Source organism: Acinetobacter sp. LT1 (assembly GCF_059800965.1).
The window spans coordinates 19,397-39,564 of the sequence record NZ_JBBAXE010000021.1 but is presented as its reverse complement, the minus strand read 5'-3'; the positions used below and the strand labels follow the sequence as shown (position 1 = coordinate 39,564).

23 protein-coding genes and 1 pseudogene are annotated in these 20,168 nt (G+C 36.6%); 7 read left to right on the top strand and 17 right to left on the bottom strand.

The annotated features are described in order from the left end of the window. Positions 1 to 32: 32 nt before the first annotated feature. The 3 genes from WBW42_RS16835 to WBW42_RS16825 form a co-directional block, all read right to left on the bottom strand. Positions 33 to 527 carry a hypothetical protein gene (locus WBW42_RS16835; RefSeq protein WP_002115218.1) on the bottom strand — a complete coding sequence of 165 codons (495 nt, stop codon included), beginning with the start codon at positions 525 to 527 and terminating at the stop codon, positions 33 to 35. Positions 528 to 589: 62 nt separating this feature from the next. Then, entirely contained in the window at positions 590 to 1,645 is a 1,056-nt protein-coding gene (locus tag WBW42_RS16830) for a linear amide C-N hydrolase (RefSeq protein ID WP_002115231.1), read from the bottom strand. Between the two features lie 209 nt (positions 1,646 to 1,854). Beyond that, entirely contained in the window at positions 1,855 to 3,528 is a 1,674-nt protein-coding gene (locus WBW42_RS16825) for an FMN-binding glutamate synthase family protein (RefSeq protein WP_002115187.1), read from the bottom strand. Between the two features lie 682 nt (positions 3,529 to 4,210). On the opposite strand from WBW42_RS16825, the gene WBW42_RS16820 reads away from it, so the two are divergent. The 5 genes and pseudogenes from WBW42_RS16820 (at position 4,211) to WBW42_RS16800 (ending at position 11,029) form a co-directional block, all read left to right on the top strand. Continuing rightward, complete coding sequence (locus tag WBW42_RS16820) at positions 4,211 to 4,741, top strand: Csu type fimbrial protein (protein WP_032055806.1); 531 nt, start codon at positions 4,211 to 4,213, stop codon at positions 4,739 to 4,741. Positions 4,742 to 4,822: 81 nt separating this feature from the next. Beyond that, positions 4,823 to 5,530 (top strand): annotated as a pseudogene (locus WBW42_RS16815) (fimbrial biogenesis chaperone). Positions 5,531 to 5,570: 40 nt separating this feature from the next. Then, complete coding sequence (locus WBW42_RS16810; RefSeq protein WP_155758167.1) at positions 5,571 to 7,979, top strand: fimbria/pilus outer membrane usher protein; 2,409 nt, start codon at positions 5,571 to 5,573, stop codon at positions 7,977 to 7,979. Beyond that, on the top strand, positions 7,970 to 8,998 hold the full coding sequence (locus tag WBW42_RS16805) for a Csu type fimbrial protein (protein WP_032055808.1): 1,029 nt from the start codon (positions 7,970 to 7,972) through the stop codon (positions 8,996 to 8,998). Before WBW42_RS16810 ends, WBW42_RS16805 begins: the two co-directional genes overlap by 10 nt. Positions 8,999 to 9,766: 768 nt before the next feature. Next, positions 9,767 to 11,029, top strand: a complete 1,263-nt coding sequence (locus WBW42_RS16800; RefSeq protein WP_000773627.1) for a site-specific integrase — start codon at positions 9,767 to 9,769, stop codon at positions 11,027 to 11,029. A gap of 11 nt (positions 11,030 to 11,040) precedes the next feature. On the opposite strand, the gene WBW42_RS16795 is transcribed toward WBW42_RS16800, so the two are convergent. The 14 genes from WBW42_RS16795 to WBW42_RS16730 all read right to left on the bottom strand — a co-directional run bounded on the left by WBW42_RS16795 (position 11,041) and on the right by WBW42_RS16730 (position 19,494). Next, a complete protein-coding gene (locus WBW42_RS16795; protein WP_001099514.1) occupies positions 11,041 to 12,123 on the bottom strand; it encodes an XRE family transcriptional regulator in 1,083 nt (360 codons plus the stop codon). 36 nt (positions 12,124 to 12,159) lie between these two features. Further along, positions 12,160 to 12,771, bottom strand: coding sequence for a hypothetical protein (locus tag WBW42_RS16790; RefSeq protein WP_000365984.1), 612 nt, complete (start codon positions 12,769 to 12,771; stop codon positions 12,160 to 12,162). A gap of 137 nt (positions 12,772 to 12,908) precedes the next feature. Next, the gene (locus WBW42_RS16785; RefSeq protein WP_000910239.1) at positions 12,909 to 13,178 is read right to left on the bottom strand and encodes a DNA-binding protein; all 270 of its coding nucleotides are present in this window, start codon (positions 13,176 to 13,178) and stop codon (positions 12,909 to 12,911) included. Then, positions 13,179 to 13,436, bottom strand: coding sequence for a hypothetical protein (locus WBW42_RS16780; RefSeq protein WP_025468199.1), 258 nt, complete (start codon positions 13,434 to 13,436; stop codon positions 13,179 to 13,181). Positions 13,437 to 13,439: 3 nt separating this feature from the next. After that, the gene (locus WBW42_RS16775) at positions 13,440 to 13,724 is read right to left on the bottom strand and encodes a hypothetical protein (protein ID WP_000048755.1); all 285 of its coding nucleotides are present in this window, start codon (positions 13,722 to 13,724) and stop codon (positions 13,440 to 13,442) included. Beyond that, positions 13,721 to 14,257, bottom strand: a complete 537-nt coding sequence (locus WBW42_RS16770) for a hypothetical protein (RefSeq protein WP_119026733.1) — start codon at positions 14,255 to 14,257, stop codon at positions 13,721 to 13,723. Before WBW42_RS16770 ends, WBW42_RS16775 begins: the two co-directional genes overlap by 4 nt. Next, positions 14,258 to 14,554, bottom strand: coding sequence for a hypothetical protein (locus WBW42_RS16765; protein WP_000043827.1), 297 nt, complete (start codon positions 14,552 to 14,554; stop codon positions 14,258 to 14,260). It lies immediately after the preceding gene. A gap of 28 nt (positions 14,555 to 14,582) precedes the next feature. Then, positions 14,583 to 15,704, bottom strand: coding sequence for an ATP-binding protein (locus tag WBW42_RS16760; protein ID WP_002059528.1), 1,122 nt, complete (start codon positions 15,702 to 15,704; stop codon positions 14,583 to 14,585). Positions 15,705 to 15,715: 11 nt separating this feature from the next. After that, entirely contained in the window at positions 15,716 to 16,039 is a 324-nt protein-coding gene (locus WBW42_RS16755) for a hypothetical protein (protein WP_032007671.1), read from the bottom strand. A 2-nt stretch (positions 16,040 to 16,041) separates the two neighbouring features. Then, a complete protein-coding gene (locus WBW42_RS16750; protein ID WP_032007670.1) occupies positions 16,042 to 16,482 on the bottom strand; it encodes a hypothetical protein in 441 nt (146 codons plus the stop codon). Positions 16,483 to 16,685: 203 nt separating this feature from the next. After that, complete coding sequence (locus WBW42_RS16745; RefSeq protein WP_000590883.1) at positions 16,686 to 17,219, bottom strand: DUF4411 family protein; 534 nt, start codon at positions 17,217 to 17,219, stop codon at positions 16,686 to 16,688. Positions 17,220 to 17,221: 2 nt separating this feature from the next. Then, entirely contained in the window at positions 17,222 to 18,343 is a 1,122-nt protein-coding gene (locus WBW42_RS16740) for an ImmA/IrrE family metallo-endopeptidase (RefSeq protein ID WP_032007668.1), read from the bottom strand. A gap of 156 nt (positions 18,344 to 18,499) precedes the next feature. Beyond that, complete coding sequence (locus tag WBW42_RS16735) at positions 18,500 to 18,715, bottom strand: hypothetical protein (RefSeq protein WP_032007667.1); 216 nt, start codon at positions 18,713 to 18,715, stop codon at positions 18,500 to 18,502. Between the two features lie 14 nt (positions 18,716 to 18,729). Then, complete coding sequence (locus tag WBW42_RS16730) at positions 18,730 to 19,494, bottom strand: LexA family transcriptional regulator (protein WP_025468288.1); 765 nt, start codon at positions 19,492 to 19,494, stop codon at positions 18,730 to 18,732. 77 nt (positions 19,495 to 19,571) lie between these two features. On the opposite strand from WBW42_RS16730, the gene WBW42_RS16725 reads away from it, so the two are divergent. Together WBW42_RS16725 and WBW42_RS16720 are read left to right on the top strand one after the other, a co-directional pair. Next, complete coding sequence (locus WBW42_RS16725; protein WP_000165919.1) at positions 19,572 to 19,757, top strand: Cro/CI family transcriptional regulator; 186 nt, start codon at positions 19,572 to 19,574, stop codon at positions 19,755 to 19,757. A 9-nt stretch (positions 19,758 to 19,766) separates the two neighbouring features. Then, the gene (locus tag WBW42_RS16720; protein WP_000041063.1) at positions 19,767 to 20,123 is read left to right on the top strand and encodes a hypothetical protein; all 357 of its coding nucleotides are present in this window, start codon (positions 19,767 to 19,769) and stop codon (positions 20,121 to 20,123) included. The last annotated feature ends 45 nt before the right edge of the window (positions 20,124 to 20,168 follow it).

Below are 20,168 nucleotides of genomic sequence, written 5' to 3'. Positions count from 1 at the left end.
TCTAGATAGATGCATGACTTAATCTTTGTATTTTATTTTGAATTTTGATAAAGCTGCATAAAGTTTTTATAAACCGAAGACTGCTTTTGTGGACTATACATATTGCGCTCGATTGTTCCTTTATCTGTTTTGATTAAAACATTCACATTTTGAGCATTTTTAAATTCTTGTAGGAATTGACTTGGAATAACAAAGTAAGTGGTTGAATGTTTAGGTACTAATCGGCTCACATTTGTCTTTTCAGTGGCTTGAGCTGGTTCGTAATTGAATCGTTTGCCATCAATATCAAAAGTCAAAGCGTTAATATCATAAAAGTTATAACTACTACTTAAATGAACATCTACTCGAAGCTGATTTTTTTGATTTTCGTTCCATTTAACCAATAAGCTTGGGCATAGTTCAGTTGGTGAGCAGTTTAGTTGACCAGCTGTCTTTACCTCTTTAGGAGCTGGTGTACTAACCTGTGTGGTGCTACACGCTGCAGTAAGTAGACATGAACCTAATAAGAGTAGAGATTTCTTCATCATATAAATTCCAAGATCGTATGTTTAATATTATTTATACTAAGAGTAATAAATTTTGACATAAATTAACGCGTAGTTGGACCTAAAAATACAAATGGTTTTGCAATTTTAAAGGAAGAGGTGGCATCACCTGCATAGATATGGCTTTGATCGGGTCCTAAATCAAGTCTACGTGTTTTACCATCTTTAAAGTTAATCTTTTTCAAGTCGACCCAAAATACATTTGGTGAGAGGGCAGATTCAAAAAAGTAGAGCATTTGTTTGTGGTCGGCAACAGTTCGCCAACGAGTCGAGGAAATATTAGGTTCTTCTTGAGTATTTAACCCATAGGGAACAGATGCATTGCGAATCACACTAAATACAGAAGCTTGTGCTTGTTTTGTATTATCATTTTTAGGAATAGCATTAATGTAAAATGATGCACGTGCAAAGCGATCAGATGCTCTGTTAGTACCGGGAAGCATAATTGTTCCGCCAATTTGCTTCCAATATTCAACAAGTGCAAGTTGTTTGTCGAAAGTAGGTGAATTGGTCATGACTTGATAGCTTCGGCTATGGTGAATCACTTGTTTTCCACCAATATATTCAATAATTGCACTATCACCTGTTTTATCAGAAATAGATAAATGTAAAGTGGTGAGCCGTGTTTCACCGGGAACATTGTCGGTAATAATAGTGTAGGGTTCTTTTTCTAAGGCCTTAACGGCTTCATCTACAGTTGCAAAATTATCGAGTATATATTGAGCCCATGCTGCAATACTTAATAAAGGCTTATCTGTCTTTTTTGCATTTGGGTATTCAGACTCTACTAGCCATAAAATATTAGCAACTAAACCTGCTTCATTCATCCCATCTGTTGTTGAAACTTCATAACCTGTAGCAATTACACTTCCATATTTTGACGTCCATTTTATTGAGTTGGGACCAGCACTACCGTCACGGCTAACTCCGCTTGGCATAATCCATAAGTTGGTACCTGTATCAACCTTCCAGTCCATTGAGCGAGCGGTAATAATATGTTGGTTATTACCTAAATATACGGCACGTGTACAAGCAACAGCATAGCTACTTAAGCCTACAGCGATTGCAACAAAAGAAGAGATGAATGTTTTTTTCAACATGATGAGGTACCTTCTTGTTATAAGCATAAAAATTTTTATTAAATAAAATTAAAATGTGTACGTTATTTATACTTTTATATTAGGTGAAAAATCTATTAAATACAAATTAAAAGAGGCGTAAAATTTAAGCAAAAATCACATATTAGGTTTAAATCTGGAAGAGCATCACACTATAAAGGTGATGCTCAACTTATAAAAATTAATATAAATTAAAAATGATTGGCATCAGCCATATTCCACATTCGATAGTAGAAATTATCATCGTCATTATTAAGTTCAGATTGTAAAAGTTCACCTTCTTTCAAGAAAAAATGCAACTGAGCATAGTTCTTAATTTCACGGTCATTTACTCGCTGAGCCAAATGATGAGCTTTAATATCAGAAGGATGACGTAAACCTGCTGCAGCAATCATTTCTGATAATGCATGCAAGGTATTTTTATGAAAATTAAATACTCGTTCTGCTTTGGTTGGTACATCAATTGCTTTTTGACGATCTTTGTCTTGAGTCGCTACACCCACAGGGCATTGGTTGGTGTGGCAGCTTTGTGCCTGAATACACCCAACTGCAAACATGAAACCACGTGCTGAATTAACCCAGTCTGCACCGAGTGCAAAAGTGCTAGCGATATCAAAAGCACTAATGATTTTACCACTTGCGCCAATTTTAACTTGATCTCTTAGTCCTGCACCGACAAGAGTATTATGGACAAAGCGTAAGCCCTCTCGTAATGGGGTACCAATATTGTCACTAAACTCAATTGGTGCTGCACCAGTACCACCTTCGGAACCATCTACAACAATAAAGTCAGGAACAATTTTTGTTTCAAGCATTGCTTTAACAATACTCATGAATTGCCAAGGTTGGCCAATACACAGTTTAAAACCAACTGGCTTGCCGCTAGATAATGTTCGCAGCTTCTGTAAGAAATGCATCATTTCAATTGGGGTAGAAAAACTAGAATGCTTAGCAGGAGAAATACAATCATGATCGCGTGAAACGCCACGGATTTGAGCAATTTCTTCGGTAATTTTATGCTTAGGTAAGATACCGCCATGGCCCGGTTTTGCACCTTGTGAAAGCTTTAATTCGATCATTTTGATCTGTGGCAATTGAGATTGTTTAGCAAATTTTTGCTCGTCAAATTTTCCATCTAGGGTACGGCAACCAAAATAACCACTGGCAATTTGCCAAACAATATCTCCACCATTTTCGAGATGATAAGGGCTTAAGCTACCTTCACCAGTATCGTGATAAAACCCACCTAATTGCGCTCCTTTATTGAGTGCTCGAATTGCATTGGCACTTAAACTACCAAAGCTCATGGCAGAGATATTCATAATGGATGCGCTATAGGGTTGAAGGCATTGCGCATTACCCACCTGAATGCGGAAGCTTTTTGGATCAGCTGGTGGACAAGGGCTTATTGAGTGGACAATAAAGCGGTAATTCTCTTGATAGACATCAATAATTGAGCCAAAAGGTTTATCTGCATTTTCGTTTTTAGCACGTTGATAAACTAAGCTTCGTTGCATGCGAGAAAAAGGTAGAGCATCTTGATCCGCTTCAATAAAGTATTGACGAATTTCGGGACGTATATCTTCAAACAAAAAACGAAAATGTCCCATAATTGGGTAATTTCTTAAAATTGAATGTTTATTCTGTAAAACATCATAGAGGCCTAATAGGCTTAAGGCGCCTGTAACTACCCATAAACCATTAAGGAGAGTATCAGAAATAAAATAATAGATACTATGAGGGGTGTAGACGGTTCGAAACCATGTGATGCTGAGCGCAGTAAAAATACATAAAAACCAGAGAGAATGACGTGAAAAAAATGTATTGAGAAATTTATGTCGAATGATTTGTGCTGGACTCGCCATATTGGAACAAATTCCTAATGTTTTACTGATACATACCTTGCCAAGAAGGAACTAAAACCACAAGTATGGAATTGTTAGCTTAAGGACGGTATAACAAAATCCAAAGATTATTAGGTTTGATTTTTCATTTTATTTTTAGAAATAGTTGAGCTAGCAATACATACTTTTAGTAGTGAAGACCTGCCTCTAGCTATTGAAATGTCTAAAAAAATTCTAAAGATGTGATAAAACACTTAGATTTCTTATTCATAAAGTATTATTTTCTTATTCATTTAAAATATATAGAATAATCATATGCTTACTTTTTGTTCTTATTTTTTTGACCAAACTTTAAAAAATTATAAAATATGAATAATTATGGTAAATTTTAACTAATGAAAAATTAAAATTTTTTAGAAAAACTAATAAAAATGTAAATGAAATTATCGAAAATTAATAAAAAGAGTGGGACTAACCATAAAAATTTTTATAATTGAGAAATCAATAAAAATTTTGATTATTAATTGATATTTGGAATGAAACAAACATTAGTGTTTTTGTTGTTTTTTTGTATTATGCGCAACTAGTAGAGTAAAAAAATAACGCTTTGAAAAAACAGTCAGAAGAACTAGTGATTGTGATGGGGAAGGCTAATTTTTACATCTATTAATTTTATTGGCGTAATGTAAAAAGGTTTTTAACCATGAATAAGTCTCTCATTTGTTTATCAGCAATTGCTATGGGTTTAACGTCTATCAATGTTGCAAATGCAGCTAACGCAACCGGTACACTAACTGTTAAAGCAACGATTACAAACAGTTGTGTTCTCAACACTTCTGCAACAGGTACTACGTCAAATGCAATTTTAGACTTTGGTACGTTAAGTTCGCTTGCAAGCAACGTAGATGCAGACACCACAACAACAGGTGGGACTGCAATTAAAGTGTTATGTAACAACACTGTGCCATGGACTTTGGCTTTTGACGCAGGGAAAAATGCTCAATCGACACAACGTCGTATGATTGGTGGGGCGGCTAGCAACGAATACATTCCTTATAACCTTTTCTCAGATACTAATCGTGCAACAGCAATTGGTGTTGCAACAACTGCATATAGCGGTACTGGTACTGGTGCAGCACAAACAGTTAACGTCTATGGTCGTATTCCTGCTGGCTCAACTTTACCAAGTGCGGGTAGCTATGTTGACACTGTGACTGTAACAGTGACTTATTAATTTTTAATAAGTTTAGTTGCGTCATCGCTAGCTCTTTTTAAAAGAGCTAGCTCAATTTGAGAAAGTAGTTCTGGGCAAATCATGAAAAAAAATATCTTTGTCGTTACAAGCTTATTGTTATTTTTGCCTGGTATGCTAAATGCAGCATCAATCCGCCTTTCACCTGTTAGTGTTGAAATATTGAGTGATCAGGCTGCATCTTCCATTAGTTTATATAATCAGTCAAATGAAAGCGCTGATTTGCAGGTGCGTGTATTTGAGTGGAGACAAAATGCTGGTCAAGATCAGTTAATCCCTACGGATGAGATTGTAATTAGTCCACCATTTCTAAAACTACAACCTAGTGACTCTTATAACTTACGTGTAGTTAGAATTAACCCAGAACCTGTTTCTGGTGAAAAAACTTATCGTATTATTATTGATGAGTTACCAAAACCGATTGATAGTCGTAAAGCTGATCAAGGGGTTAACGTACTACTACGTTCGTCATTACCTGTATTTGTCGTCAATAAAGATGCGATTACTAAACTGAATTGGTCAATACAACAAGAACAAAATAACGCTTATCTCACCATAATTAATGTTGGTAACCGACATGCGCTTTTAAATAATTTAATACTTGTGGATACAACAGCAAATAAAAGCTATCCCATTAAAGTAAACACCGTGAATGGTTAAATTCTTGCTGGGAAATCGAGAAACTTTAATATTAGTCCTGATTTTAAATTTCAAGCAGATCATAAATATAATATTTCATTAAATATTAACGGTAAGCAAACATCTCTTTAAAGAGGCACATATGAAATATATCGTAAGTGCCTTATGTGTTATGTACTTGCCGATTCATGCTGCTGCTGAATCATTACAAGATAGTACTAATACTGTCTTACCAATTATTCCGGAAGTTGCGAATTCTGCTCATCAGGCCTTTGGTTCTGATCAGGGATATGTACAGCTGTTTTTAAATATTTCTGTTAATTCAAATGCTTCTAAAGATTTAATACCTGTGCGGCAAGATCAAGATAGAAAGCTATATATTCGCTCTCGTGACTTAAAAACTTTAAGACTAAAAATGGATGAACATATCCCAGATAACCAGTGGGTATGTATTAATGATTTAAATGGAATCCAGTTTAAATATCTCGAAAATGAGCAGTCTCTAAACCTAAAAGTTCCACTGAACATGTTAACGGGTTACTCAGTCGACTTAAGTGGCCAGCAGATCACTAGCCCTCAGTTACTGAAAATGAAACCCTTAAATGCAGCTATTTTGAATTACAGTCTGTATAACACTATAACCAATGATGAGAATGTTTTCTCAGGTACGGCAGAGGGTATTTTTAACAGTGCAATTGGTAACTTCTCATCAGGCGTTTTATATAACGGTAGTAATGAAAATAGTTATAGCCATGAAAAATGGGTACGACTGGAAACTAAGTGGCAATATGTTGACCCTGAAAAGATCAGGATATATACCCTAGGGGACTTTATTTCTAATAGCCCAGACTGGGGAAGCAGTGTCCGTCTGGCTGGTTTTCAATGGTCGAGTGCTTATAGCCAACGCGGGGATATTGTCACTTCGGCACTCCCGCAATTCTCCGGCTCGGCAGCATTACCTTCAACACTGGATTTATACGTCAACCAACAAAAGATTTATTCAGGGTTAGTCCCATCTGGTCCATTTGATATTAAACAGCTTCCGTTTATTTCAGGAAATGAAGTCACACTTGTGACTACCGATGCAACGGGACAGCAGAGCATTACCAAAAAGCCGTACTATTTTTCCTCCAAGATTCTGGCAAAAGGTATTAATGAGTTTTCAGTAGATGTGGGGGTTCCACGCTACAACTATGGACTCTATTCAAACGATTATGATGATGTCACCTTTGCCTCAGGTGCGATTCGATACGGCTACAGTAACTCACTGACCTTAAGCGGTGGAGCAGAAGCTTCAACAGATGGGTTATCGAACCTAGGCACAGGATTTGCCAAGAATGTTTTGGGTATTGGCGTGATCAATGCCGACATTGCAGCAAGCCAGTATAAAGATGAAAACGGTTACTCTACCTTGCTGGGTTTGGAAGGGCGCATCAGTAAAAATATTTCATTTAACACCAGTTACCGCAAAGTATTTGATAACTACTTTGACCTTGCTCGTGTATCTCAAGTGAGATATTTAAAAGATAACCAGATCAATGCCGAGTCACAGAACTACCTGAACTACAGCGCACTGGCAGATGAGATTTTCAGGGCAGGGATTAATTATAACTTTTATGCAGGCTATGGGGTTTATCTGGGTTATAACCAGATTAAATATAGTGACAACTCCTATAAATTACTGTCTACCAATTTAAGTGGAAGTCTGGACAAGAACTGGGGCTTTTATGCATCAGCGTATAAAGATTATGAAAATCACAAGGACTATGGAGTTTACTTTGCGCTGAGATATACCCCGTCCAGTAAAGTGAATGCGATCACGAGTGTATCTAGTGACAGCGGTAGCCTACGGTATCGCCAAGAAATATTCGGTTTGTCAGAACCCCAAATTGGTTCATTTGGCTGGGGGGGCTATGTTGAAAGAGATCAGGATGCCAATGAAAACAATGCATCGGTCTATGCATCTTACCGAGCACGAGCGGCTTACCTGACGGGACGCTATAACCGATTTGGAGACAACGATCAGGTTGCAGTTTCGGCGACGGGTTCATTGGTTGCGGCGGCGGGACGTATCTTTGCGGCCAATGAAATTGGAGATGGCTACGCAGTTGTGACCAATGCAGGGCCACAAAGCCAAATTTTAAATGGTGGTGTTAATTTAGGTGCGACCGATAAGTCTGGCCGATTCTTAATTGCAAATTTAAGACCCTACATGTCTCATCATATCTACCTAGACCCATCATATTTACCTTTAGAGTGGGAAGTTAGCTCTACGAATCAGACAGCGTTTGTGGGTTACCGTCAAGGAACTTTGGTCGACTTCGGTGCTCATCAGGTTATTTCTGGATTAGTGAAACTGGTTGATCAAAACAACTCACCGTTAATGCCGGGTTATGCCGTTCGAATTAATGGTCAGCAAAATGGGATGGTTGGATATGATGGTGAAGTATTTATTCCAAACCTGTTAAAACAAAACAAACTTGAAGTTGATCTTCTAGATCATGGCTCATGCCAAGTTGATTTTGCGTATGAAAATAAGCAATACAGTGCTAAAAAATTGGGGCCTTATGTATGTCGATAAATATTGCTAGCTTTAACCAGCCGACAACTTTTAAAGGTCTTTCATTTATCCTGAAATATTTTTTGGGAATGAGCTTGCTATGCCTGATCTTTACATTTTTTAACTCTGCCCATGCAAGTTGCACAGTTACAGGGACACCTTCTGGTACATACACATACACTGCCGCAACAATTAACAATGATGCAGTTCTGACATACACGGGAACAATACGTTGTTATGGGGGGCGTACAACACCAGAAATTTCAGGTTATATGTGTATGAAAACTGTATTTACGGGAACAACAAATGCAATTAACAGTGTTTCATTACCTTACACCGTCACAGCAACTGTAGGTGGAGCTGGGTCTTCTACCACCAATCAAAATTCGAATGTCTGGTATGGTCCAGTAAGAACAGTCGCTTCAAATAATGTTATTAGTTACTCTGTAAATATAAAAGTACCAGCCCGTACAGGGTCGCTCATGGCATACCCTAAAGGAACCTATACTGGCACGGTTCAGCTATTTTGGGACATGCAAGCAAGCTCTAGCACTGTGTGTGAGGGCGATAGTGGTGGAGGTTGGGACTCGGGTAATACCACTATAACTGCTAATTATGTTGTGCCAAGTTTGTGTCAAATAGATTCAACATCAAATGTCGATTTTGGAAATATTAATGATATTGGTAAGACTACTCGTGATTATACAGCTCAAGGAGTGGTAAATACGACCTGTAATAATGGACTGCCATATAGTATTTATTTAGGGGATGGAAATAACCGTATTGCTGGTGGCTTTAGGCAGATGACAAATGGTAGTGGTCAATATATCCCATATCAGTTATATCAGAACTCGAATTATAGTGCGGTATGGGATACTACTGGTGGTGTAAGCGCAGTTGGAGGTTCTGGAGGTGTTTCTAAAACAGGTTCGGGCAATTCTCAGGGTACAAATGTCTATGGAAAAATTCCGCAAGGTACCACTATTTCAACAGCTCCGGGTAATTACTCAGATGCGATAGTTGTTACAGTAACTTATTAATTATTTATTGGAATTTAATGTTGAATATATTTTTAGAGGTTGAGTTGAACACTTAGCATTTAAAAAGTGGTCTATAAATTTGGTGTTTAATTGTTCTAATTTAAAAGAGGCAAATAGGTTTTTTTAAACAAAAGGTAGGGGTGATAAGTAGTTAGCGGTAATGTTGTTTTAGGATGAGTAAAAACAGAAAAAGACAAATTAAAAAAATAAGAAAAAACATCTGATAAATATATACCTTATGAATATTAAATGTATTTTTACACAAGTTAACAGATTGTACAAATTAAATTACAGTTCTCTTTTCTTTATTTATTCTTTCTTATCAATAAAAAATACTTATAGAGACAAGTCGATTCTCAATAATTTAATGATTTGTATTGGAAAACAAAGTGTTAAAATTGAAAAGCTCAGATGCTCTGATATGTTTAATTGTATTTTATTCGGTGAATCTACGAATCGAAATTTGTGGATGCTTAGTAGTACTAAAGACAAATGGCTACATGCGTGACAGCTATCCCGAATTTTAACCTCATGAAAATACAAAGGTTTATAAATTGTTTCAACCACTTACTATCCAAACTCGACTTGGTGGATTCTACTTCTTTTATAATATACCTGTGGTTTTTGTATTTTTATGAAAGTAAATTAAAACAAGAACTTATAACCGGAAAATGACGTATTTTATTGTTAACTAAAAATGCTTGTAGACTATTTGTAGACTGTTGAGAAACATGGTTAAATCAAAGTTCGCTAAAACAGGTTTAAGACATGAAACTCAACAAATCTACTGTTGATGCTATTCCATTAACTGAAAAAGGTCAAAAAATATATAGAGATGCAGAACTGATCGGTTTTGCTGTTCGGGTAACTAATAAAAGTAAAACCTATATTGTTGAAAGGAGGCATGAAGGTGAACTCTATCGAGTGACAATTGGCAAAACTACCGATATTCCTGCAACAAATGCACGAGCAAAAGCTCAGATGATTCTGGCGAAAATTTCAAACAATGAATATGAAAAGCCTATCAAATTAAAGAATGTTGCTAATCCTTTAGATATTACAGTGAATGAAGCTCTTCAAATTTATATTGATAGAAATGACTTTAGACCAAAAACAATTAGGCAGTACCGTAAGTACTTTGATTTATATTTGGGGTGGGGCAACAAAAAGCTTTTCCAGATATCTAAGCAAGAAGTACTGGATCGATTTATTGAGGTATCAGAAGTAAGTGAGTCGTCAGCAAATGGTGCTGTATCTCTTTTAGGTACCTTATGGAAGTATATTCATGTTCTTTATTCAACAGATGAGAACCCGATTCTTAAAAGTAATCCAGTTGACATTATTTCCGTAACAAGAGGTTGGAATAAAATAGCAAGTAGGGATAGACATCTCCATAAAGACATCATTCACAAATATTACAATGCAGTGCTTCATTATGAAGATGAGTTAAATCTGGAAAATACTGCTAGGTCAAACACGCATCGGGATATCGTATTGATGTGCATGTATACGGGATGCCGTAAACAGGAGGCATGTTGTCTAAAGTGGGCTGATGTAGATATTAAAAATGGTACTTTAACTTTTAGAGATACCAAAAATGGTTCAGATCATACTTTTCCTATTGGTGATCATCTACACAGTATTTTGCGTGAACGTTGGTTATTAAGAGAAAACGATTGGGTTTTCCCAGCTACTAAGATGCCTACTTCGTGGAATATGCATGCGACTAAGGTAGATACATTATTGAATAGAGTGGGTAAAGAAGTTGACTATTACGTTTCAATGCATGATTTCCGCCGTACATTTGCCACTATATGCAACCTTTTAAGATTTAATATTTATGTGACAAAAAGACTTCTTAATCACACGGCTAAACCAAGAATTGATGTGACAGGTGGATATGTTCAAATTCCAGATGAGGAATTAAGAGCTTCAATGAACATGATTGAAGCGGTGTATCAAGGTAAGATTGATTGCTTTAATTATCAATCTGTATGGGCAGAAAGATTAAAAGAAATAAAGGCGGTCTAAACCGCCTTTAATCAAATAACTAATTTAAGTTTAGAAGGATTTTGTGGCTGTAAATCTAATTGCGTAATTTTATTTAATAGATCTAGAGATATATTTAATTCATTAGCTATATCAATTGCTGAAATTCCTTTTTTACTTAAAGCTTTGAAACATGTATTTAGTAAAGTTGGAACTTCTTTAGGTATTTCATGATCTTCTGATTCTAAAATAGCCTCACCAGTACGCTTCAAATGAATAAAGCCACTACGATAACTTGTTTCATTTAAAAGATCTAAAGATTTAGCTCTATAGAGCAAAGCTGCCTTACTTATTTTCCAATTTGTTTTCATCTCACTTAATTTATTCCAATTAAATCTACCATTAAAGCAATTACGGAAATGAGAAATCATCATTTCTTGTGGAATAAGTAAAGCACTAGCAAAACGATGCGCTTGCGACTCAGTGAGAGTGTCACCTGTAACACAACCATCATGTAGTACAAGATGTCCTAATTCATGAGCTAAATTAAAACGCTGGCGACAAGTACTACTAATTTCGTTATTAACAAAGATTGGTCTTTTAGATGCAATAGATAGAGCATCGACTTCGCTTGAAACACTTGGAAAAGTAGTTACAAAAATTCCAAGCATTTCAGTTAATTGAGTCATATCGCTAATAGGTCCCAACCCTAAATTAAAATATTTTCTAAATTGAAGCGCAGCATTTTCAATATCTTGAAAATTCTTTACAGATTCAACAGAAGGTATTGAATACTTAGGGAGCCTTAAATTTGCCTCTATAAATTCTACTAACCTTTTTAAATATTCACCCTGAGCGATCACTGATTGCTTTGTAAAAATTTTGGCAGTTTTGTTGCTTCGAAAATTGATTTGTTCTTCTTGTAAAATCGGATGAGAACTGTAAAAAATATCCGTTTTTACATTGAAGAAGTTGCTAAGTACATCAATTAAATCAGGTGTAGGAACAACTTGGTTCATTTCAATTTTATGCAAGAATTGGCGTGACTTACCAACATGAATTGATAAGTCCTCTAAAGACAAATGATTAAATTGACGTAAGAGCCGCAATTCTAGACCATTAAAATAAGTATTCATTTTCTCATCAACTTTTGCCTATTTGCTGTTGAAGATTTACTTGATTCCGCTTGCATCATCTAAATCATCATCAGCTAATAGATCATCAATATTATAGCGTTTCAATTCTGCTGGTTCTGGCAATATAGCCGCTGGATCAAAAATAAATCTAGAAGTCTTATTAGATGTCCAAGCTGTAATCGGCTGTAATTTCTGGTTAAAACCAACAAAAGCGATAAATGTTTCTTCGTCATCAGTTTTAGCTGGAACCAAAATGAATCGCCAAAAAACAGGAACTTTTGAATCAGATTCAAATAATTCTAGATTGTAACTTTGCTTAAAAAAGTTTGGTCTTTTCGGTTTTAAATGATCAGATTCTTTAAAAAAACGGATACCAGGTGTGTTTCCAATTTTAAAGGTGAATTTATTTGAAGAATCTTCTAAATATGTTGGAGATGGGGCATTGCCACTACGAATTTCACGAGCAAACCTATTACGGCATCTTCCAAAAATTGCACAACTGATAGTGTAATTATCATCATCTTTTCTACTAAGATCTTGAGTAGTTTGTGAAAAAACTTCTAGCATATGGTTAGCAAAAAAGCTTAATGTTTCATCATTCAGTGATGCATCATAATAGCTTGGAGGGGGATTCTTCGATAAATCCATAATTAAGTCCTAAAGAGATTTGGGCAATCAAAATTTATTGCAAATTTTGAAAAGTGTCAACTAAAACTTTTTGCAATTTTAATTATTTGTCACCCAATATTTATCATGGAAACTACAATTATTTCTTAACTGAATCCTTATACAGTTGCAAGTTGCGCTGTATTAAGCACAGTCCTGCTTTGCTCATACTTTAAAACGTCTTTCTTTTTATATGAAACACGTCTTCCAATTTTCGAAAAAGGCAGTGATGATTGATCACAACGCATTCTGGCTAATGTCCAAGGCGAGCAATCTAAATAAAGTGCTACAACCTCTTGAGGAAACTTCTGTTCTTCATTAGCCATTATGAAGCGATCCAAATATTCTTGTTGCTCTGCATCAGATAGATTTCTCAGATCTTTTAACATTTACTCCTCCTTACTTTCCGCTTTAACTTCTAATTGAGTACCCTCATAGGTGCCGTCACCCCCACAATTCAGACAATGTGTATACATGCCTAAACCATCCCCATCAGGACAGAAGTTTTCAGGTAATGACTCGTTTAGAAAAACGTTGCCCCCAATTGGCTTTGTGTGAATATGAGGGGCAAGACCGTAATAGGGGTAAATGCATTCACCATTTCCATCATCACAAAAATCACATGTTTTAACTTTTACTTCACTCATCTATTAGCTCCTCAACTCATTACGTTCTTTCTTCAATTGACGCAAAAGGTTGTGAAGAGTAACGGTTACAGCTTTATCTAAACTTTTAGTTGAATGGAATTCGGCAAGCTGAGAAAGCGCTAAACCAAAAATGTGGTATGCAAAAACCTTTGCAGCCTCCGGATTATTTTTGAGAAGCTCCTCAGTACTTGGACAAATGATTTTTTCAAAAATATGAACAGCTACCTGATCTGGAGTACCTTCAATACTGCTAGGGCTCAAATTAACTTCACCAATAACTTTGCTCATTGTTCAGCTCCCGATTTGCGCTCTTCCTCTTCAAAAAACGCATTCATACTTTCATATTGATCTGCTTCTTTTTCCGCTACCCATTTGGCATTGTTATTAAGAATTTCTTCTGCTTCTGACTTTGATTTACAAACCTTGATTTCAGCTAAACCAGTTTCTTTATTAGTAATTTGATAAACACAATAAAGTTTTTGAGTGCTCAACTGAGCTTGAACATGTTTTTCAACAACAAGCATATCGTCTGTATAAATTTCAGATTCTGCGATTAATGCTATTAACTGCTCTTCTGTGCTGGCGAAGTTTTCTGGTTCATCTGCATCTTGCCACCATGTAGAGATTTTAGATTTTTCAACAAGCACGTGAGTTTCGGGCACCGCCTGAGCTTTGGCTCTTGCTTTCCATGCCTTAAACATCTCGTGTTTTAGATATGATTTATTGGCGTATTCCTCAGAGGTAGAATCTAATGGCAATTCACCATGTCTTTTAAAAAAATAAGCATCAAAATCTTCAATTTCTTGGTTTAGATCAATCATTTAGGCCACCATTCTATAAATACGTTTAACTTCATGGTCCAGCTCATCCATTGCAGAGCGACCTTCTTTGAAATATTTCAAAAGCATTAGTTTGTATCGCTCTTGAGCTGCTTTGTTCATCACACCTTCGTTGCTTACTGAAAGGGTGCCTTTATTACCTTTAATTAAGTTCACGCCGTGCGGTGTGCCTTTCCCGCGATACCCGGCATTTACGTTGAACACAATGAACTTCTCGAAAAGCTGCATTGGTAGCAGCTTTGGCTCGAAAAGAAACTCTGGAGTAGTTTGTTTCGACATTAGAATGGTTCCTCCAGTAAAAAATTTTTCATGCTCTAATCCCTGTTTTAGACAATATTTCAATTTCTTGTTTTACTGCTTGAAGTTTTGCCGCTTCAATTTGGATCAGGGCATCTATGCCGAAGTGCTCACAAACTGTTTTTACATCGAGGCCACGTTCAGCAATAAAGTTTTGAAGTTCATCTCTTTGTTGATCTGAGATACCGTCAAATTCTGGTGGACTAATCCAAGTGCCACGTTGCTTATCAAACGTGCAATTCAATGCTTTAGCTCTCATTAACATTGCTTGGCGCATGTTCTGGTAATACATGTGTTCTTTATCAAGCGACTCAGTTAATTGATTAAGGTCACCTGCATGCTCAGCTTCTTCACAGCTTTGTTTCCAGTTTTCTAGCTCTTCTTGGGCTTTAGCTGCTGCAAGTTGTGCAGGCGTTAAGGTGTTAATGTGATCTTTAGCTTGAGTAATCAGGTCAGCCAAGAAAGTAGGATGTGCTTTAAGATCTGGTACCCACACTTCACCAGTTTCACCACCTAAAGCACCTGAGTTTTTCGCATGATGTGTAGGCGAAGGTTTGAAATTAATAACGCGGGCATTTTTACCTTCACCAGTAGTAACAGTTGTTAGATAACCCATGACATCTGCTATACGGTAAAGCTCGTTACGGTTTTTACCACCTAGATCTGGTCGGTAAATAATTTGATCACCGTTTTGATCTTCTGATGCGTGTGCAATGAAAACAACATCTTTACCTAAACTGATCAAAGTATTGATGTATTGCTTGAACGTTTGGTTCGCTAAACCTTGAGCCTTTAACTTTAAAGAACCATCTTTTTGACGGTTATTTGCCGTAAGTAACAGGTGGGTTTTAATGCATTCAAGCATTGCACCCACGGTATCAATGACAACGGTTTTATATGGTGCTAAGTCCTGCGGAGTAAGGTTTGCAACATCACTCCATTGTTGAACCTGTACAACTGCACCACGACGTAATTCACCAGTACGGTGAGCACCACGGTCAAAGTCAAAAGAAATTGCTTTTTCCGCAGTAAAGCCCATCGATGATTTACCTAAACCCGGATCTGCGTATAGGTACACAATAATTGCTTGAACCAATAAAGTTTGGTCAGCAGTAATAATCGGTAGAGCCATTTTTATTATCCTTATCTTGAGCCAGTGAAGCCGCGCTTAGTTTTATAAGCTTTGCGGTCATAAGTAGGAATGTTTGTTTCACGCAGTTTTATTGCGAGCTGCTTTCTGCGTTGAAAGTCGATTTCTTGTGTGAGTTCATTCCAAACTTTTGGATAGTCGGTTTGAAACTTATACACATTTAAAGGCGTCTTAAATCCGTCTTTAACTTTGTAAAGAACTGAGCCATTAGCATTAGATGCGTACACTTGCCAGCCAATACGAACAGAGTAGAGACCCTTATCATCACGGCCTAAAAATGACTTGTAGCCGTCAGGGTGTTTTTTGAAATTAGTCATCTTTAAGCCTCCACCAACTTGTTACGTTCGATGAAACCTTTTAGAAGACCATTGATGTTTCGGATGTCTTCAAATTCGGTGAAATCGTTATATGACTTACCATTAACATCAGTGATTTCATTTACTGTGAGTTGGGTAATATCAACAGCGGTGAATTCAGAACCCGGAACGCCGTAGCTGTCTGGATGAGCTTCAAAATCAAAGCTAACGTTTAAACGGAAGCTATCTAATTTAATTACAGCAACGCCAGAATGTTTACCTGTGATTTTCGCGGTTAACACACCGTAAGTACTTGGTTGAGTTTTAGGTGTAAAAAGAGTAGGTGCTTCTTTTGTTTGGAAAGCTGGCTGCAATTGGCAAGCAACTAAAGAACCACCAGAGATTGCAAGGGCAGCCATGCTGACAAATGCAAAGGAGTTGAAAGGGGTAGCTTTTACGTTCATAATTGATCTCGCAGTTTGCAAAAGCACATCGGACCTGGGGAGGGGCGGTGTGCTTTTTTGATGTCTACGAGATAAATATAAGAAAACTTAGTTTTATTGTCAATAAGAAATCTTATTTTAATTTAAGAAAGCTTACTTTTATGCTTTAATAGACAAAAGAAAACCCACACGGGGTGGGTTGGATGGGGGAAATATAAAAATAATTAAAACAAAAATCCAAGTTTTGAAAATAAATAAGACCAGTTACCACATTCAATATTTAGTTTTTCACAAATATTGGGAACTTTCATGTTGTGGCCTTGTGATTTAGCATCCCAGTTTAAAAAAGGATTTCTTTGCTCGCACGTTATAACACAAGCATCTGAACCATAATGATGAGCCAAACTAACAACATCAAGATCAGCGTAATTATCTTTTGTTACGTGGTGTGAATTTTTTGATGCATTATATTTTAATAACTCTTGTTTTAAACCAAGGATTGATGCTCCGTGTTCATTTGGCTTGATTTGATGAACGCAGAAACGATCAAGAAAGGCATGAAATATTGATTCATCATACTCATAGTCTGCAATCTTTTGTTCAATTTCATGCAAAACAGCTTCACACATATAAAACTTAACTTGGTTGGCTAGTCTGGAGCTTTCTAAAGAACTCCATATTTCCTTAAATATTTGTTCTGGATAATTTCTGTAACAAAAGTCTAATACAGCATTTGTATCTAAGCTAATTTTAATCATTATTAGAAGACCTTTTGCTGTAATTCTTTAAAGGCTGACGGTTTTGATGTCTTATGGAATCCAAGAATATTTTTGGCGGTATTGGATGATATGCGCTCTTGCCACATTGCACTCATAACTTTTTCAACAAAGTTGTAGCCAAAATACTTTAAGACCATATTTTCCTTCTTAGAACCGAACCCCCCACCATTTTCTTTGGGTTTGATGTAATCTAAATAATCAGCAAGCTGATCTTGATTTATTAATCCAAGTATTTTTAACTGAATGGCAATAGCTGCCTTGCTTGCTTTTGTTTGTTTTCGAATAAGAATAACATTCTCTTCGATGGTTAAATTTTCATTAAAGCAATCAGCCACAATATTTTTTGGGGCTAAAACATACCCTGTAACTTGATCACAATATTTTTCAAGACTATTGTCAGATTCTAGTAATCGCCCATCAAAGACACTACTACCTAATCCCAAATGGACAATTTCATGAACTAAAGTAAATAGCTTTCTAGATTGAGATTGTCCTGAGCTAAAAATGGCAATAATGGGTACCGCATCAAAATACAAACACATACCATCCGAGCCAAATTTATCACGCCCTCTATCTATAACTACTACATCCATGAGCTCTACAATGTCTCTCCAAGCATTAAAGTAATCATCTGAATTCTTGATTTTTTTGCTGTGTGTGTAAAAACCAAAATAGTCAATTATTGCTTGAGCATCTTCTTCTGCATTAGTTCCGCTAAGCTTCAAATCGAAAGCTTTAGGCTCTTCATTCAGAGAACTTAATATAGATATAAAGTTATCTCTAACTTGGCAAAATTCCTGCACTAAAGCATTTTCTTTATATCTATCTTCTGGGATATCTATATGATTTCTAAATTCTATTATTTCAGGCGTATTACGCTCATAGATAAAATTATCAGTTGTTAGATACACTGTTGGCACAAATAAAACTTTTGAAATAGTTTCTAATTGGCTCAGCTTAAATACTTCAACTTCATCCAAGGCCTTATTAATTTTGCTTTGAGATATCTTAGTTAAATTGGCGAGTGCACTCGCTGACACATTCATGTCAGTCATATAGCGCCTTAGCGCATTTGGTGAGTGTTTAACCAATTCAATAACCATCAGTCTTTAAAAGCCTCTTGTAGATACCTAGCATTATACTAGATTTATTTTAGCATTTGCTGAATTTAGCCCAATTAATTCCCAATCCAAAACCCCACAAAGCAGCGTAATGTCTGCCTTCACCTTATCCAATGACTGTGTCGGGTTCACAGTTTATTAATCTTTGGTTTTATTAATCTTTTGCCCAAGCTTTCCTTCTTTTACCAACTGCACTACTTGTTCATTAGTAAGCACAGAAATAAAGACTTTGTCGCCAATATCTTTAGAAAGAATCTTCACTTCTTCGGCTGTTAGCACCAAAGCTTCACCATGTTTCGCAGCATCATTGATGCGAGCAATAATCTGGTTGATTGGTAGTTTAGAGCTATCCATAAGTCTTCCTGTGATTAATGCGAATAAGGATGTTCTTGTCTGTGCTGACTTGGTGGTACGATGTCAGTAATAGCTGTAATGCTTTCTACCTCATCCATTTCAAAGAAAAATCGCTCACCACCATTCACAGAAAGCAAGCTTAAAACCCCGCCATTTATGCCAACAAATTCTTTAATTGTGCATCTTCCATCCTTCAAGCATACCTGAACAAACTCATTCGGCACGAGTTCCGCATCTGGATCACAAACCACATACCAGCCATTACGAATTGCTGGAAACATTGAGTCGCCAGTGCCTTTAATGCCATAGGCTCTTGGTCCTGCTGAGTGAGTTGGAACATACCCATCTCCAGCATTGCCTTCATAACCCATATCTGTGAAATAGCCATCCATGCCCATCTTGGAGTAAGCCTTAACAGGAACATATCTTTTTTGGGTGGGGAATGATTTAACAGGTGTTTCAAGAAATTTAACAGCATCTTCGCTATCGGGAATATTGTATTTTTTCTTAAAAGCTTCGATATCCAGAACTTTCAATTGTGTAACAGTGCTATCCAACTTAGGGCCGCTTTCATCTCCATTAGTTATATATGAAGTCGACACTCCGAAATAAGCGGCCATTTTGCTTAATGGGTCTGCTTTAGGAGCATAAGCATCTTTCTCCCAACCAGTGACATTGGGCGCACTAACTCCGGCGATTTTTGCCAACTCGCCTTGGGTTAATTTCTTTTCTCTTCGTAAGGCGCGAATACGCTGACCCATAGTTTCTAGATTCTTCATATAAGTTATCTTACATCTTGCAAAAATAAGTTATCTTTGTTTTAATACTAAGAAATCTTATTTTTGAGGTTGCACAAATGACCAAACAGGAAGCTTATGAGTTGCTTGGTGTCAATGGTGTTGGCTTAGCAAAGTTATTAGGAATTGAGCCACCTGCTGTTTACCAGTGGCCAAATGAAAAGATTCCTTTAGCTCGCGAATACCAAATCAGAGATTTGGCAAATGGCAAAGAACCAATCAAACGAACTACTTCAAATGCTTAGGACCTAACCATGAGCAAATTATCAGTTGATATATCTGCAAGCGCCAGAAATGGCGTATCCCGCATATTGCATGGTCTTGATATAAGCAATCAAAAAGAGATTGCTGAACAATTAAAAGTTGATCCAAGCACTATTACTCGGCTTAAAACGGATAAGAAAAACAATGGCTTGAATGAAATTGAAATGTTTTGCGAGCTATTGAGTTTACTTGGTTTAAAAGTCGTTCCTAAAGATTATCAGAGTATTGATAAGGAACGTGTTGCTGCACTTTTAGTCATGTCTAAAAGTTGGATGAACCGTATAGAAACGGTGGATGACTTATTTCATGACGAAATCAGTGGTCAAAAAGAAAAGCTTGGATATTAAAAAACCACTACCTGCTGTAACAGGAGTGGTTAGGCATTCAATTGA